At 60.4% G+C, this 15649-nt stretch carries 13 protein-coding genes; 4 read left to right on the top strand and 9 right to left on the bottom strand.

Annotated features, from left to right (window positions below; translation table 11 throughout):
- Window positions 1-212: 212 nt before the first annotated feature.
- A complete protein-coding gene (locus tag FQ192_RS32595) occupies window positions 213-1211 on the top strand; it encodes an AraC family transcriptional regulator (RefSeq protein WP_149662091.1) in 999 nt (332 codons plus the stop codon).
- A 119-nt stretch (window positions 1212-1330) separates the two neighbouring features.
- Here the strand turns inward: FQ192_RS32595 and FQ192_RS32590 are convergent, their stop codons facing one another.
- The 3 genes from FQ192_RS32590 to FQ192_RS32580 all read right to left on the bottom strand — a co-directional run bounded on the left by FQ192_RS32590 (window position 1331) and on the right by FQ192_RS32580 (window position 4074).
- A complete protein-coding gene (locus FQ192_RS32590; protein WP_149662090.1) occupies window positions 1331-2677 on the bottom strand; it encodes an ATP-binding protein in 1347 nt (448 codons plus the stop codon).
- Window positions 2674-3351, bottom strand: coding sequence for a response regulator (locus FQ192_RS32585; protein WP_033055248.1), 678 nt, complete (start codon window positions 3349-3351; stop codon window positions 2674-2676). The genes FQ192_RS32590 and FQ192_RS32585 overlap by 4 nt, the downstream gene beginning before the upstream one ends.
- 120 nt (window positions 3352-3471) lie before the next feature.
- A complete protein-coding gene (locus FQ192_RS32580) occupies window positions 3472-4074 on the bottom strand; it encodes an outer membrane beta-barrel protein (RefSeq protein WP_149662089.1) in 603 nt (200 codons plus the stop codon).
- 146 nt (window positions 4075-4220) lie between these two features.
- Here FQ192_RS32580 and FQ192_RS32575 point away from each other — a divergent pair, with 146 nt between their 5' ends.
- Both FQ192_RS32575 and FQ192_RS32570 read left to right on the top strand, forming a co-directional pair.
- Complete coding sequence (locus FQ192_RS32575; RefSeq protein WP_149662088.1) at window positions 4221-5012, top strand: dienelactone hydrolase family protein; 792 nt, start codon at window positions 4221-4223, stop codon at window positions 5010-5012.
- A gap of 217 nt (window positions 5013-5229) precedes the next feature.
- Window positions 5230-5955, top strand: a complete 726-nt coding sequence (locus tag FQ192_RS32570) for a 4'-phosphopantetheinyl transferase (protein WP_218585817.1) — start codon at window positions 5230-5232, stop codon at window positions 5953-5955.
- 55 nt (window positions 5956-6010) lie between these two features.
- Here FQ192_RS32570 and FQ192_RS32565 read toward each other — a convergent pair whose 3' ends face one another.
- The gene (locus FQ192_RS32565; RefSeq protein WP_149662086.1) at window positions 6011-7621 is read right to left on the bottom strand and encodes an ATP-binding protein; all 1611 of its coding nucleotides are present in this window, start codon (window positions 7619-7621) and stop codon (window positions 6011-6013) included.
- Entirely contained in the window at window positions 7618-8331 is a 714-nt protein-coding gene (locus FQ192_RS32560; protein ID WP_149662085.1) for a response regulator, read from the bottom strand. The genes FQ192_RS32565 and FQ192_RS32560 overlap by 4 nt, the downstream gene beginning before the upstream one ends.
- 733 nt (window positions 8332-9064) lie before the next feature.
- Between FQ192_RS32560 and FQ192_RS32555 the strand changes: the two genes are divergently transcribed.
- Window positions 9065-11959 carry a ribonucleoside-diphosphate reductase subunit alpha gene (locus tag FQ192_RS32555; RefSeq protein WP_149662084.1) on the top strand — a complete coding sequence of 965 codons (2895 nt, stop codon included), beginning with the start codon at window positions 9065-9067 and terminating at the stop codon, window positions 11957-11959.
- A gap of 273 nt (window positions 11960-12232) precedes the next feature.
- Here the strand turns inward: FQ192_RS32555 and flgE are convergent, their stop codons facing one another.
- From flgE to flgB, 4 genes are read right to left on the bottom strand one after another with little or no spacing between them, the layout of a single operon-like run.
- Window positions 12233-13573, bottom strand: a complete 1341-nt coding sequence (gene flgE / locus FQ192_RS32550; protein WP_149662083.1) for a flagellar hook protein FlgE — start codon at window positions 13571-13573, stop codon at window positions 12233-12235.
- 31 nt (window positions 13574-13604) lie between these two features.
- On the bottom strand, window positions 13605-14333 hold the full coding sequence (gene flgD / locus FQ192_RS32545; protein ID WP_149662082.1) for a flagellar hook assembly protein FlgD: 729 nt from the start codon (window positions 14331-14333) through the stop codon (window positions 13605-13607).
- A 15-nt stretch (window positions 14334-14348) separates the two neighbouring features.
- A complete protein-coding gene (flgC, locus tag FQ192_RS32540; RefSeq protein WP_074879168.1) occupies window positions 14349-14792 on the bottom strand; it encodes a flagellar basal body rod protein FlgC in 444 nt (147 codons plus the stop codon).
- A 3-nt stretch (window positions 14793-14795) separates the two neighbouring features.
- A complete protein-coding gene (flgB, locus tag FQ192_RS32535) occupies window positions 14796-15203 on the bottom strand; it encodes a flagellar basal body rod protein FlgB (RefSeq protein ID WP_133840424.1) in 408 nt (135 codons plus the stop codon).
- Window positions 15204-15649 lie beyond the last annotated feature (446 nt).

Raw genomic sequence — 15649 nt, 5'->3', positions numbered from 1 at the left:
ATCGCAAAGCCCGTGCCACCTTCGCCAAAATCCCTGCAAGCCTTTTGACATCAAGGGCTGCCGGGTTTTCTTCGTCACCAGTCAGTTACAGCAATGTGGCGGATTCCCGCCATTCCTACAAACCTCGTCCTACAATTTGGCGGATATCCGCCTTGTTCCTCGGCAAGCCCTGCCGCTACCATCGGCCGCTTAATGGACGGACCTGCCCTGCTATGCGCGAACGCACCATCGCCAGTCATTTCGCCCGTGCCGCCCTCGGTGGTGCACGCCGACGCGGCCTGGATTATTCCGGCTTGTTGTTACAACTGGGGATCAGCCCCGAGTTGCTCGACGAGCCGCGGGCACGCCTCGCGCCGGAGCAGTTCACCCGGCTTATCCAGAGCCTGTGGCAGGCGCTGGACGACGAATACCTGGGATTCGGGCCGGCACCGAGCAAACCCGGCAGTTTCGCCATGATGTGCCATGCCCTGATCCACTGCCGCAACCTCGATAAGGCACTGCAGCGCGGCTTATTGTTTTATAGCCTATTCCCGGAGGCTCCGCGCCTGACCCTGAGCCGCGAAGACGACATGATCCGCCTGAGCCTCGACGATTCGCAGGTGTGGGACCCGGACCACTTCCTCACGGAAAGCCTGCTGGTGATCTGGCATCGCCTGGGCAGTTGGCTGATTGGCCAGCGCATTCGCCTGGAGCAAGCGACGTTCAGCTACCCGAAACCCGAACATGGGGCCGAATACGATTTGCTGTTTCCCTGCCATTTGGAGTTCTCAACGCAGCAAAGCAGCCTGGTGTTTCACAGCCGCTACCTGAACATGCCGCTGTTGCAGGACGAACGAACCCTCAAGCATTTCCTCGAACGCTCCCCCGCCGACCTGCTGTCGCGCCCGGACGACGGCGACAGTTTGAGCAGCCAGTTGCGCCGCTTGCTCAGCCGCGACAGTTCACGCTGGCCGGACCTGGAAGCCGTCGCCGCGCACCTGCACATCAGCCCGCAGACCTTGCGCCGGCACTTGCGGGAAGAAGGCAGCAGTTTTCAGGAATTGAAGGATCAACTGCGCCGGGACATCGCGATTTATCACCTGGGGCGGGCGGATCTGTCGTTGCAACAGATTGCCGAGCAATTGGGGTTTTCCGAGCCTTCGGCGTTTCATCGGGCGTTCAAGAAGTGGACCGGGTTAACGCCGGGGGCTTATCGCGCCCAAGAGAATTGAGCACACGCCGATCGTTCCCACGCTCTGCGTGGGAATGCAGCCTGGGACGCTCTGCGTCCCAAAGAGCCGAACGCGGAGCGTCCGTTGAGGCATTCCCACGGGGCGCGTGGGAACGATCATTACATCACCGGAAAATGAATCCGGAACGCCGCCCCGCCCAACGCCGAATCCCCGAGGGTCAACTGGGCGCTGTAGCTCTCGATGATGTCCTTGACCACCGCCAACCCGATCCCCTGCCCCGGATGCTGGCGATCCAGGCGTTCGCCCCGTTGCAGGATCCGCGCGCGCTGGTCCGGCGGTACGCCCGGTCCGTCGTCTTCCACGCACAATTCAATCCCGCTCAACGTCTCGCGCACGCTGATGCGCACTTCGCCGAGGCACAGGCGGTAGGCGTTTTCCAGCAAGTTGCCCATCATTTCCAGCAAGGCACCCTGCTCGATCGGCACGTAACACTGTTCCGGCAAATCGAAAGCCACCCGCACGCGCTTGTCGCGGTAGACCTTGTCCAGCGTATCGCAGAGGCTTTGCAGCACCGGGCGCAGGCGCACTTGATGTCGCACCAGGCCGCTTTTGCGCAGGCTGGCGCGTTGCAATTGGTAGCTGATCTGCTGGCTCATGCGTTCAATCTGCGATTGCAGGACCCAGGCCTGATCACGGTCCGCCGGGCGCTGGGCCATGTCCTCGCTGACGCTTTGCAACACGGTCAACGGGGTTTTCAGGCTGTGGGCCAGGTCGTCGAGGGAATCGCGATAACGGCTGCGCTGCTCGCGCTCGCTGTGCAACAAGCGGTTGAGGGAGCCGGTCAGGCGCAGCAGCTCCCGGGGGTGTTCTTCACTGAGGCTTTGGCGGGTACCGCTTTCGATTTCGTCCAGTTCCTGGCTCAAGCGACGCAACGCCTGCAAGCCCCAGGTCAGTCCGATCCAGAGCAACGCCAGCAGCACCAGCAATGCGGCGCCGAAACCGAGGTAGAGGTTTTCCCGCAAGCCTTCGACGGTGACTTCGTACTCGCGCACCGGTTGCAGGGCGACGATGCTGAACGCCGCGCTTTTACCGCCGAGCAACTTGACCTCGACGTCGTAGACGAAGAATTCCTGGCCGTTGGCTTCACGGATCCGCGCAAATTCGTTGCCGCGCCCGTCATAGCGCGGCTTGTAGTTGATGTTCTCTTCCTGGGTGGCCTTCGAGCGCCAGACCAGACGCCCTTCGCGGTCGTAGATGTAGCCGAGCAAGCGGCTGTCGGTGAGGTTGAAACGCTCATCGGGCAACTGCAACGGCATCTGCAAGCGGTTGTTTTCCACCCGGGCGGCGGAGATCAGCGTAGTGACGTCCGAGGCCAGGCGTTGCTCGATGGAATCCTGCAACGCCAGGCTGAACGCGCCCTGCATCGCCGGCAACAACGCCAGCATGAACAACACCGCCAACAGTGTGGCGGCGAGCATCAGGCGGACGCGAAGGGAACGAATCAAGTGCAGCGCTCATTGAACAGGTAGCCGAGGCCACGCACGGTATCGATCGGCTTGAACCCGGACGGGCCTTCGAGTTTGCGGCGCAAGCGGCCGACCAGCACTTCGATCACATTCGGATCGCGCTCGTCGTCGTCCGGGTAGAGCTGTTCCATCAAGCGGTCCTTGGCCACCACTTGCTGGTGATGGCGCATCAGGTATTCCAGGATCCGGTACTCGTAAGCGGTCAGCGCCAGCGGCTGTTCGTCGAGGGACGCCTGCTTGCGATTGAGGTCCAGCAGCAAGGGCCCGGCAACGATGGTCGACTGGGTGAAACCGCTGGAGCGACGCAACAAGGCATTGAGCCGGGCGTCCAGCTCTTCGAACTGGAACGGCTTGACCACGTAGTCGTCGGCCCCGGCGGCCAGGCCTTCAACCTTGTCCTGCCAGTTGCCACGGGCGGTGAGGATCAGGATCGGAAAGGTCTTGCCCCGGGAACGCAGCTGACGGATCAGGTCCAGTCCGCCCATGCCCGGCAGGCCGAGGTCGATCACCGCCAGGTCATGGTTGAACTGTTCGGTCTGGTACAACGCCTCTTCGGCATTGGCCACGGACTCGACCACGTGGCCGCTATCCGTCAGGCGGGTTTGCAGGTGATGGCGCAACAGCGCTTCATCTTCGACGACCAGCAGTTTCATAACGCTCTCCCGGGCAAAACAACCTCTCCAGAGGCACGCGCACATGCCTCAATGGTCAACATGGCAACGCCGGATCACCCGTTTTGGGTGACCCGGCGCAGGTCTGTCACGAACCGCTTATTAGAAAGCGTAGTTGGCAGACAGGTACGTCTGGGCGCTGCTGTTCAAGGCCAGCGACCCTTGTTTGCTACCACCGCGTTCGCTCATTTCGGTGCTGGCATTGGAGCGCAGGTAACGGTAACCCAGCTCGACCGAGGTGTTCTGGGAAACTTGCTGCAACACACCGACCTGGCCACCGAGGGCGTAGCCGATGTCGCTGTCGCGGCTGAAGCCCGGGGACTCCTGGGTCATCTTGGTGATACCGGCGGTGGCGCCGCCAAACAGTTGGGTGCTGCCGCCTACCGGGTAGAACAGATCGTAGCTGCCCAGCAGGTTTTCCTGGCGCAGTTTAATGCCATTGTGCGAGCCCGACACGTTGTCGTACGTGGCGTAGTAACGGCCCTGGCTGTTTTGCTGGCCCAGACGCACACCCCAGGTCGTGTCCTTGCCGATCACGCCATCGGCGTTCGGGCTGTTGAGGTTGTCGTTCAGGGCGTGGGATTTATTGACCTTGTCGCTGGTCTGGCCGAGGGTCAGGCCGGCGAAGTTGCCGTCGGTGGCGTTGGCCGCCGCACTGGCGCCGAAAACAGTGAAAGCCAGCAGCAGTTTTTTCAATCCAGTCATAGGAAATTTCCTTATGCGTTATCGCTTTTTGGGTACGGGGCAAGGTTACTCACCCGGCCCTGAACTCCCCCTGAACGCACTCTGAACCTGAGCTGAATCAAATCGACTAGGCTGTTTTGATCACTGTCTTAATAGGAGATCCGACCATGCGCATGTTTCTTGCCCTCGTCTTGCTGGCCTTGAGCGGGTTGACCCAGGCGGCGATCAAGACCGAAGAAATCCCGTACCAGAGCACCGACGGCACGAAAATGATTGGCTACTACGCCTATGACGACGCCATCAAAGGCCCGCGCCCAGGCGTGGTGGTGGTGCATGAGTTCTGGGGCCTCAACGATTACGCCAAGCGCCGGGCCCGGGATCTGGCCGGGTTGGGTTACAGCGCGCTGGCCATCGACATGTACGGCGGCGGCAAGAACACTGAGCATCCGAAGGACGCCATGGCCTTCATGCAAGAGGCGTCGAAGGACAGCGCGGTGGCCAGCGCCCGCTTCCAGGCCGGGCTCGATTTGTTGAAGACGCAGCCACAGACCGACCCGAACAAACTCGCAGCCATCGGTTATTGCTTCGGTGGTGGCGTGGTATTGAATGCTGCGCGTCAGGGTCTGCCGTTGAAAGGTGTGGTGAGTTTCCACGGCGCACTGGCGACCAATACGCCGGCAACACCGGGCAGCGTGAAGGCGAAGATTCTGGTTGAGCATGGTGCCAAGGACAGCATGATCACTGCGGACAACGTGGCGGCGTTCAAGGCTGAGATGGACAAGGCTGGGGCTGACTACAAATTCGTCAGTCTGGCGCAGGCCAAGCATGGGTTCACCAATCCGGATGCGGACCGGTTGAGCCATGGCGATCACGGGGGGCCGGATATTGGCTACAACAAAGCGGCGGATGAGAGTTCGTGGGCGGACATGAAAGCCTTCTTCAAGAAAATATTTGGCTAAGTGCAGTGACCTCTGTGGCGAGGGGGCTTGCCCCCGTTCGGCTACGCAGTAGTCGTGAAATCAGCAAACGCGATGTATTAGGTAAAACTCGGTTGCAGGTTTTAGCACTGCTTCGCAGCGCAACGGGGGCAAGCCCCCTCGCCACAAAATGTGTCTCAGCCTTGGTTATTGCGGTGAACACTACCCAGCCTCAACCCAACCCGGCAAAATGCCCGCCATGACCTCGACCCCCGCCCTACCCGCCTGCTGCACCCCACTCGACGCCCATTGGCCGCTGCCGTTCGTGCTGCCCGACGCGGTCTTGCTGAGCACGCACTTCGACACCTCGCAACTGACCAGTGATGATTTCCAGCGCAGTGCCATCGCGCCGCCAGCAAGTATTCAGCGGTCGGTGGCCAAGCGTCAGGCGGAGTTTCTCGCCGGACGCGTCTGTGCCCGGGCGGCGTTGCAACAATTGGAAGGGCTGAGTTTTGTCCCGGAAATCGGCGAAGACCGCGCGCCCGTCTGGCCGGCGCACATCACCGGCTCGATCACCCACAGCACCGGCCGGGCCGCAGCGATTGTCGCGAACAAGGCGCACTGGCGCGGCCTGGGCATGGACCTGGAAAACCTGCTCAACGTCGAACGGGCCGAACGCCTGGCCGGGGAAATCCTCACGCCGCCGGAGTTGCAGCGCATGGCCGCTGGTGCGAAAGATCAACTGGCGATGCTGGTGACCCTGACCTTTTCGGTGAAGGAAAGTCTGTTCAAAGCGCTGTATCCGATCGTGCAGAAGCGTTTTTATTTCGAGCATGCCGAAGTGCTGGAATGGACGGCGGCGGGTCAGGTGCGGTTGCGGTTGCTCACTGATTTGTCCAGTGAGTGGCGTCACGGGACGGAATTGGAGGCGCAGTTTGGGGTGCGGGATGGGCAGTTGTTGAGTTTGGTCAGTATCAAGGCTTGAGGACGCCATCGCGGGCAAGCCTTGCTCCTACGGGGCAGTGTGGCCACCACATGCCTCACCGCTTCTCCTGATTGCGCGGCCAACTCAAACTGAAACACGCCCCACCCAGGCTTTTGCTCTTGCTGATCAGCGCCCGCCCGCCATGCCAATGGACGATGCGCCGCACAATCGACAGGCCGAGGCCATGCCCGCCGGACGCGCGGGTGCGGCTGTCATCGAGGCGCAGGAACGGCGTGAAGATTTTCTCCCAGGCGGTTTCCGGCACGCCCGGCCCGTCATCCTCGACGTCCACCCGACAGCGCAACTGGCCCACTTGATAACTGACGGTCACCCGCGACTGCGCGTGGCGCATGGCGTTGCTGACCAGGTTTTGCAGAGCACGGTGCAAATAGCGCGGTTCGGCTTCGACCCAGGCTGCGTCGCAATCGGCGGCGGACAGGCACAACCCGCGCTGCACCGTAACTTGCGCGCGCAGCGGCGCCAATTCTTCGATCACCTGATTGACCAGTGCGTCCAGATCGACCCGCTGGAAATTCAGCGCCGGCGAGCCCTGCTCCAGCCGCGCGTAAGTCAGCATCTCGTCCACCAGTTTGTCGAGGTCCTCGATGTCGTGGTCCATGCCTTCGCGGTATTTTTCCAGGGCCTGGGGCGTGGTGGCCGAGCCGATCATCTCCAGGCCAAACCGCAGGCGCGCCACCGGGGTGCGCAGTTCGTGGGACACGGCGCGCACCAGTTCACGCTGAATCGCCAGCAACTGCTGCAAGTGTTCGGCCATGCCATTGAACGCCGAGGCCAGGCGCCCGACCGAATCCGCACCGCGCGCCGGGACACGGGTTTCCAGACTGCCCTTGGCGATGCGCGTGGCGGCGGCTTCGAGACCGCGTAGACGGCGCTCCAGTTGCCGCACCAACAGGTAGACGATCAGACCGATCAGCGTCAGGCCCAGCGCGGCGATCAGCACCAGCCACTCCGGCGGATACGGGTTCATCTGGAACAACGGGCCAATCTCCAGCACCCACGGCGTGCCGACCATCCCGGCAAACACCCGGATCGAATCGCCGCCCTTGCCCAGCGCCATCACCGTGTCGCCTTCGGACACCCGACGACTTTGATCCTCGTCCATGTCCGCCTGTTCGACCTTGACCAGTCGCAAGTCAAAACCAAAGCCTTTGTCTTCCTTCAATTGCGCCAGACGCTCGGGTTGCTCGGCGACCGGGTAGCGCACCAGTTCGTCGGCCAACAGGTAAATGGTCGCCCGGGCCAGTTGTTCGCTGATCTGCTGCACTTCGCCGGTGAGCACCAGTTGTTCCTTGTCGCTGACCAAGCGATATACCTTCGCCGCATGCGGGCCGGTCTGTTCGACCAGCGCCTGGCCGCGCAGCACGCGGGTGCGCTGGGTCAGGTCGAGGTCGGTCTGGGAGAAGGTTTGCAACGCCAGCGGGATGCCCAGCAGGCGCTCCCACACCAGTAATGCACGGTGACGTTCGGTCTCGTTCATCGGTTGCAGGTTGTCGGCCATCAGCGAGAACGTGCCATGGGCCAGGCGTTCGCGGTACTGCTCGCTGCGCACCTGGTTGAGCAGGTGCAGCGCCAGCACGCCAAGCACCGCCACCAGGATCAGCGCCGCACACATGCCGCCGTAGATGCGCAGGAAGATCGAGTTCACAGCGTGCAGGCTTCCGGTACGAACAGATAACCTTTGCTACGCACGGTCTTGATCAGACGTGGATGCTCCGGGTCATCGCCGATTTTCGGGCGAATGCGCGAGATGCGCACGTCGATGGAACGGTCCTGGCCGTCATAGCCGATGCCGCGCAGGGCGGTGAAGATTTCTTCCCGGGACAGGATGCGCCCGGCGTTGGCCACCAGCAGCCACAGCAGGTCGAACTCGGCGCTGGTCAGTTCGATGCCGTTGTCGTTGAGCCAGGCTTCGCGTAGCGCGTTGTCCACCACCAGCGGGCCGAATTGCAGACGCCGGAGTTTTTCCGGGGCCACTTCCGGCGCTTCGCTGCGGCGCAGCAACGCCTGGATGCGCGCCAGCAGCAAGCGCGGGCGCACCGGTTTGCACACGTAGTCGTCGGCGCCCAGGTCCAGGCCGAGGATCTGATCGGTGTCGTCGGTGCGGGCGGTGAGCATCAGGATCGGGCCGTCGTACTTGTCGCGCACCTTGCGGCAAATGCTCAGGCCGTCTTCGCCGGGCAGCATCAGGTCGAGGATCACCAGGTCCGGTTGTTCCTTGATGATCCGCGCCGCGGCCAGGGCGCCGTTGCCTTCGATCGATACGCGCAGGCCATTGGCTTCAAGGTAATCGCGGGTCAGTTCGGCCAGACGCTGGTCGTCCTCGACAATCAATACCTGCCAGGCTTCTTGCTCCACGGGTGACCTCTGCTTGCCAACAACACTAATAAGGAAGGATCCGCCCGTCTTTTTGTAATGATTGGGGAGGATAAGAATGCGTGTATACCGGCCGATTGTATAAACGCCACCCGCCGAGAAAACAAGTCGGCAAATGCGTTCGGACAACCGCGGATTTTGTGATAGGGTTCGCGCCCTTAAAAATCCAAATGGCTGTTTTCAATCATTGAAAATCGTTGAAAAACGGCTCGATCCAGCAGCGTCGCGGCTTACACGCTCGTTCCACCTTTCACCCACAATTTACGCACAGGTTTATCCACAGGTAGTACGTTGCAACACTCCCCGAAACGCACTATCTTGTACCCCGGCGCTAAAAAAACCCTACATGTAGGGTTTTTGCTTAAAAGCCCAACCACATTTCAGACCCGGAACTCAAGCGCTTTATTGCCTGTTTACGGTTGAACCAAGCGAGATTTTCAAAGACCAAACCACACAAGTGGATGGCACCGTTTTTTCAGGCCAGTGCGGCCAGAACGGTACGGGTGTTGCAGTCATAACTGGCACCCAGAAAGGAATCCGGTTTCGAGCCCAGGCTCGCAGCCAAGACTTCGGCAAGGAAGCTGCGTCATCAGCCTTTTTCCTACTGCCCTGAAGTCGTTATGCCCGACACCCGTCGGTTGTAGTGCTTCAGGACAGAACGGTGGGCACCGTGATGGTGCCCAAACAAACATAGAGAATGTGGAGACAACCCCCCATGCAAACCGACACAACTCGCGAGAACCCGCAGGGCACCTTGCCGCAGGCTGCTGATTCGTCTTCGGACCTGTCCGCCACCGCGCCTGGCCAACTGCGCGTGATCAAGCGTAACGGCACTGTCGTTCCTTACACCGATGACAAGATCACCGTCGCCATCACCAAAGCGTTTCTCGCAGTTGAGGGCGGCACCGCTGCCGCCTCGTCGCGAATCCACGACACTGTTGCCCGCCTGACCGAACAAGTCACCGCGACCTTCAAGCGTCGCATGCCTTCGGGCGGCACCATCCACATCGAAGAAATCCAGGACCAGGTCGAACTGGCCCTGATGCGTGCCGGCGAGCAGAAAGTGGCTCGCGACTACGTGATCTACCGTGACGGTCGTTCGAAAGAACGCGCCGCCCACGCACCGGTCGAGGAAGCGGTCAACGCTCACCCATCGATCCGCATCACCCGCGCCGATGGCACCTTTGCACCTCTGGACATGGGTCGCCTGAACACCATCGTCACCGAAGCGTGCGAAGGCCTGGAAGAAGTCGACGGCGACCTGATCCAGCGCGAAACCCTGAAGAACCTGTACGACGGCGTGGCCCTGACCGACGTCAACACCGCCCTGGTGATGACCGCCCGTACCCTGGTTGAGCGTGAGCCGAACTACTCGTTCGTGACCGCCCGCCTGCTGATGGACACCCTGCGTGCCGAAGGCCTGAGCTTCCTGGAAGTTGCCGAAAGCGCGACTCACCACGAAATGGTCGACCTGTACGCCAAGGCCCTGCCTTCGTACATCGCCAAGGGTATTGAATTCGAATTGCTGAACCCGATCCTGGCCACCTTTGACCTGGAAAAACTCGGCAAGGCCATCAACCACGAGCGCGATCAGCAGTTCACGTACCTGGGCCTGCAAACCCTGTACGACCGTTACTTCATCCACAAGGACGGTATCCGCTTCGAACTGCCGCAGATCTTCTTCATGCGTGTGGCCATGGGCCTGGCGATCGAAGAGAAGAACAAGGAAGACCGTGCGATCGAGTTCTACAACCTGTTGTCGTCCTTCGACTACATGTCCTCGACCCCGACCCTGTTCAACGCCGGTACTTTGCGTCCACAGCTGTCGAGCTGCTACCTGACCACCGTGCCGGATGACCTGTCGGGCATCTATCACGCGATCCACGACAACGCCATGTTGTCGAAATTTGCGGGCGGCCTGGGCAACGACTGGACGCCGGTTCGTGCCTTGGGTTCGTACATCAAGGGCACCAACGGCAAATCCCAGGGCGTGGTTCCGTTCCTGAAAGTGGTGAACGACACCGCCGTTGCCGTTAACCAGGGTGGCAAGCGCAAAGGCGCTGTGTGTGCCTACCTGGAAACCTGGCACATGGACATCGAAGAGTTCATCGAACTGCGCAAGAACACCGGTGATGATCGTCGTCGTACCCACGACATGAACACTGCCAACTGGATCCCTGACCTGTTCATGAAGCGCGTCTTCGATGACGGTCCGTGGACCCTGTTCTCGCCTTCCGAAGTTCCGGATCTGCACGACCTGACCGGCAAGGCCTTCGAAGAGCGTTACGAGTACTACGAAGCCCTGTCCCAGTACCCGGGCAAGATCAAGCTGTTCAAGACCATCCAGGCCAAAGACCTGTGGCGCAAAATGCTGTCCATGCTGTTTGAAACCGGCCACCCATGGCTGACCTTCAAAGACCCGTGCAACCTGCGCAGCCCGCAGCAGCACGTGGGCGTGGTCCACAGCTCGAACCTGTGCACCGAGATCACCTTGAACACCAACAAGGACGAGATCGCCGTTTGCAACCTGGGCTCGATCAACCTGCCGAACCACATCACCAACGGCAAGCTGGACACCGCCAAGCTGGAACGCACCGTGAACACCGCCGTTCGCATGCTCGATAACGTTATCGACATCAACTACTACTCGGTGCCACAAGCGAAGAACTCCAACTTCAAGCACCGTCCGGTTGGCCTGGGCATCATGGGCTTCCAGGATGCGCTGTACCTGCAGCACATTCCGTACGGTTCCGATGCGGCCGTCGAGTTCGCCGACAAGTCCATGGAAGCGGTCAGCTACTACGCGATCCAGGCTTCCTGCGACCTGGCCGACGAGCGCGGCGCCTATGAGACGTTCCAGGGTTCGCTGTGGTCCAAAGGCATCCTGCCGCTGGATTCGCAACAGATCCTGATCGAGCAACGTGGCCAGAAGTACATCGACGTTGACCTGAACGAATCCCTGGATTGGGCACCGGTTCGTGCCCGCGTTCAGAAAGGCATTCGTAACTCCAACATCATGGCCATCGCGCCGACCGCGACCATCGCCAACATCACTGGCGTGTCGCAGTCGATCGAACCGACCTACCAGAACCTCTACGTGAAATCGAACCTGTCGGGCGAATTCACCGTGATCAACCCGTACCTGGTTCGCGACCTGAAGGCTCGCGGTCTGTGGGACTCGGTCATGATCAACGACCTGAAGTACTACGACGGTTCGGTGCAGCAGATCGAACGCATCCCGCAAGAACTCAAAGAGCTCTACGCCACCGCGTTCGAAGTGGACACCAAGTGGATCGTTGACGCGGCCAGCCGTCGTCAGAAGTGGATCGACCAGGCTCAGTCCCTGAACCTGTACATCGCCGGCGCATCGGGCAAGAAGCTGGACGTGACCTACCGCATGGCCTGGTACCGTGGTCTGAAAACCACTTACTACCTCCGTGCCCTGGCCGCGACCAGCACCGAGAAGTCGACCATCAACACCGGCAAGCTGAACGCTGTTTCCAGCGGCGTCAACCACGGTGAAGATTCGGTCCTGGCCGCTCCGGCCGGTCCTGCTCCAGTGCCGAAGGCTTGCGCCATCGACGAGCCGGATTGCGAAGCTTGCCAATAAGCTGAGCCGGTAGGCGCTGCAAGGCGCCTTACCTGAAACCCCCGATCAGTCCTCTGGATTGTCGGGGGTTTTCTTTTGTCTGGCGCAAAGGGTTGTCTGGTCTGACGCCTTCGCGGGCAAGCCTCGCTCCTACAGGGTTTCACGACACCTGTAGGAGCGAGGCTTGCCCGCGAAGAGGCCTGCCCGATCACCACAGAATCCGCGCCCGGACAAAAACCCCGGGCATAAAAAAACCCCTCTTGCGAGGGGTTCTTTATGCCGCGCGTTCCAGCATCAGGTCATCTGAATGATGGTCTGCATGATGGTGCTCTGGGTGGAGATGGTCTTGGCGTTCGCCTGGTAGTTGCTTTGCGCCTTGATCAGGTTGACCAGCTCGTTGGTCAGGTTGACGTTGGACTCTTCCAGGGAGTTGGACTGGATCGAGCCCAGGGTGCCGGTTTCCGGAGCGTCGTAGCCCGGGATACCCGAGGCGAAGGTCTCTTTCCAGCTGGTACCGCCGACCGCCTGCAAGCCTTGTTCGTTGGTGAAGCTGGCCAGCGCAACCTGGCCGATGGCCTTGTTCTGGTTGTTGCTGAAGTTGGCGAACAAGGTGCCGGTGCCGTCGATGGTCAGGTTGGTGATCTGGCCGGTAGCGTAACCATCCTGGGTCGGAATCGTGCGCGAGGTGTCCGCGTTGTACTGGGTGGTCTTGCCCATGGAAATGGTAATGCCAGCCGGGTTGGCACCGGCGCCGTTGGCCTTCCAGGTGCCGTTGGTCACGGTGCCTGGCACCCAGCCCGTCATTTTCAGGTCACTGCTGATAGTCGGGAGCGTAGCCGGCGGGACCGGCGGCGTGCTCACCTGCAGCAAATTGCCATTGGTGTCGAATGTCAGCGTCGAGGCGATCGGCGGGGTAGCAGGGTCGGTTGGATCACTGCCCGTCGCATCCGGGTTACGACCGTCCACCAGGGTGTAGACCTTCCAGGTATTGGCACCGGTTTTCACCACGTACTGATCCATCGGGTGCATGTTGCCCTGACTGTCATAGATCGGGGTGGTGAACTGCTTGGTGAAAGACGCCGATTTGGTCGGGTCGAATGGAACACCCGTGGCCGCTGTGTTATCGACCGGCAAGGACGTCGAGTTCAAGTTGATCGACGAAGTCACCACCGTAGTGGTCTTCGGTGCCAGGTTCGAGGTGTCGAGTTTCAGGTCAGTCAACACGCCGTTAATGATCTTGCCGTTGGCATCCACGCCATAGCCTTGCAGGCGGGACGTCTGGTCGCTGTTGGTGATGAAACCGTCCTTGTCGACCTTGAACGTACCGTTACGGGTGTACGACAACGAACCGCTGTTGCTCAGGGTGAAGAAACCCGAGCCGTTGATGCCCATGTCCAGCACGTTGCCCGTGTTGTTGACGTCACCCTGGGTGAACTGCTGGGAAACGTTGGACAGGCGCACGCCGCTGCCAACCACCTTGCTGCCGCTGCCGAGTTTGGTCGCCGAGTAGACGTCTTCAAACTCTGCGCGAGAGGATTTGAAACCGGTGGTCGCCACGTTGGCGATGTTGTTACCGGTCACATCCAGTTGTTTGTTGGCTGCATAGAGACCGCTAAGGCCGATATTGAAAGACATATTCCACTCCTTTGTGCCGTATTAGTCGGCTCTATATACCAATGGTTTGAACTTTGGACAGGGCAACCGGGCCCAGGCCTGCGAGGTTGAGCATCAGCTCGCCGCCCGTCTGGCTGAGGGTCACACTGTTGACGGTCGCCGGCAGGTAAACCGCCAGGTCCGTCGCCTTGCCGTCGATCGGCGTACTGGCCTTGATGGTGTAGGCGCCGACCGGAACGGCGGTGCCGCTCGAATCCTTGCCATCCCATGTGAAGCTGGAGTTGCCGACGGCTCGGGAGCCCAGGTCGATGGTTCTGACGGTCTTGCCGTCTTTGTCGGCAATGGTCACGGTGCCGCTGGCGATCGACGAGGTCAGGTTCACCGAGCCGGTCACAGGCTTGGTCGGATCATCGATCTGGATATTGTTGGTCTGCACGATCACGGAACGGCCCACCAGGGACGAAGCCTGCAATGCCTGCGAAGAGTTGTAGTTGCCGGCAATCGAGCTGACCGTGTCGTTCAGCGTGGTGATGCCTTCCAGGCTGCTGAACTGCGCCAACTGCGCCACGAACGCACTGTTGTCCTGCGGATCCAGTGGGTTCTGGTTTTTGAGTTGGGTCACCAGCAATTGCAGGAACGCATCTTTGCCCAGCGTCTGGCTGCCGGTGGCGCTGTTGGTCGCCGAAGCAATGCCGCCCGCCGTGGAGTTGCTGGTCTTCACCGACGAGTTCGCCAGAATGTCGTTAATGCTCAGGCCGCTGGTGGAATCGGTAACACTCATCTGAGTCGCCCCTTATCACTGACCGAGGGTCAGGACCTTCTGCATCATGGTTTTGGCGGTGTTCATCATTTCGGCATTGGTCTGGAACGAACGGCTCGCGGAAATCATGTCGGCCATTTCTTCGACGACGTTGACGTTCGGGTAGTAGACGTAGCCCTTGGCGTCGGCCGCCGGATGGTTTGGCTCGTAGCGCGCGTCAAGGTTGCTCTGGTCTTCGACCACGCCCAGCACTTGCACGCCTTGACCGGCGGCGTCCTGGTTCTGGAACAGCGAATCGCTGCCGCCGCTCTGGCCGCCCTGGAACATGGTGGCGAACACCGGGTGACGGGCGCGGTAGGTCTGGTCGATGCTCGACGAGACGGTTTCGGCGTTGGCGATGTTCGAAGCGACGGTGTTCAGACGAGTCGTCTGGGCACTCATGCCGCTACCGGCGATGTTGAAAACACTGGCGAGGGACATGACTTACTCTCCACGCAGGGCTGAAACCAGCCCTTTGAATTTGCTGTTGAGCAGGGTGAAGCTGGCCTGGAAGCCGACCGCGTTTTCCGCGTAGTTCGACTGTTCCAGTTGCGCGTCCACGGTGTTCTGGTCGATCGACGGTTGCATCGGCGTGCGATACAACAGCGACTCGTCGCCATTGCCCAGGCCTTGCGCTTCGATATGACGGCTGTTGGTCATGTTCAAGGCGAAAGAACCGCTCTTGGTTTTCTCGTTCTGTGCGGCAAGCACTTTGGAGAAGTCCAGATCCCGAGCCTTGTAGTTCGGGGTGTCGGCGTTAGCGATGTTGTTGGCCAGGACTTCAGCACGCTGGGCGCGGAAGCCCAGGGCTTGTTCGTGGATACCGAGCGCTTTATCGAAGCTGATGCTCATGTCGGGAAACCTTCGGGTGACCTGATTTTTCGTAACTTGAACATAGCAAGCGGCGTGCCAATTCAAAAAACCCCGTAAACCGGGGCTTTGCGGGCATCGGCAAAGCGGCAATGCCAGAAAAGCGGCAACGGGTTTCCGCCGCCTGCCGCTTTTCTGCCGCTTTCCCACGGCCAACACCGATTCAATTGCAGGAGCGAGGCTTGCCCGCGAAAGCGTTGGGTCAGTCAATGATGATGCTGTCTGGCACACCGCCTTCGCGGGCAAGCCTCGCTCCTACGTCATGCAAAAGCAGCACGCATAAAAAAGGAGCCCCTGAGGACTAATGCCAGTCAGTTAAGCTGACTGGCATTTTTCTTTCTGATCGGATACTTCGGTGATTTAAGCCGGATGGCCCGAGGATAAATACGCTCCTCTCGCCGATGCGGCAGGACATAGTGCGGGGCTGA

Origin of the sequence: Pseudomonas sp. ANT_J12, from assembly GCF_008370045.1 — a bacterium.
Classification (GTDB): domain Bacteria; phylum Pseudomonadota; class Gammaproteobacteria; order Pseudomonadales; family Pseudomonadaceae; genus Aquipseudomonas.
The sequence above is the reverse complement of the archived record's forward strand: the minus strand, read 5'-3'. Positions and strand labels throughout refer to the sequence as shown.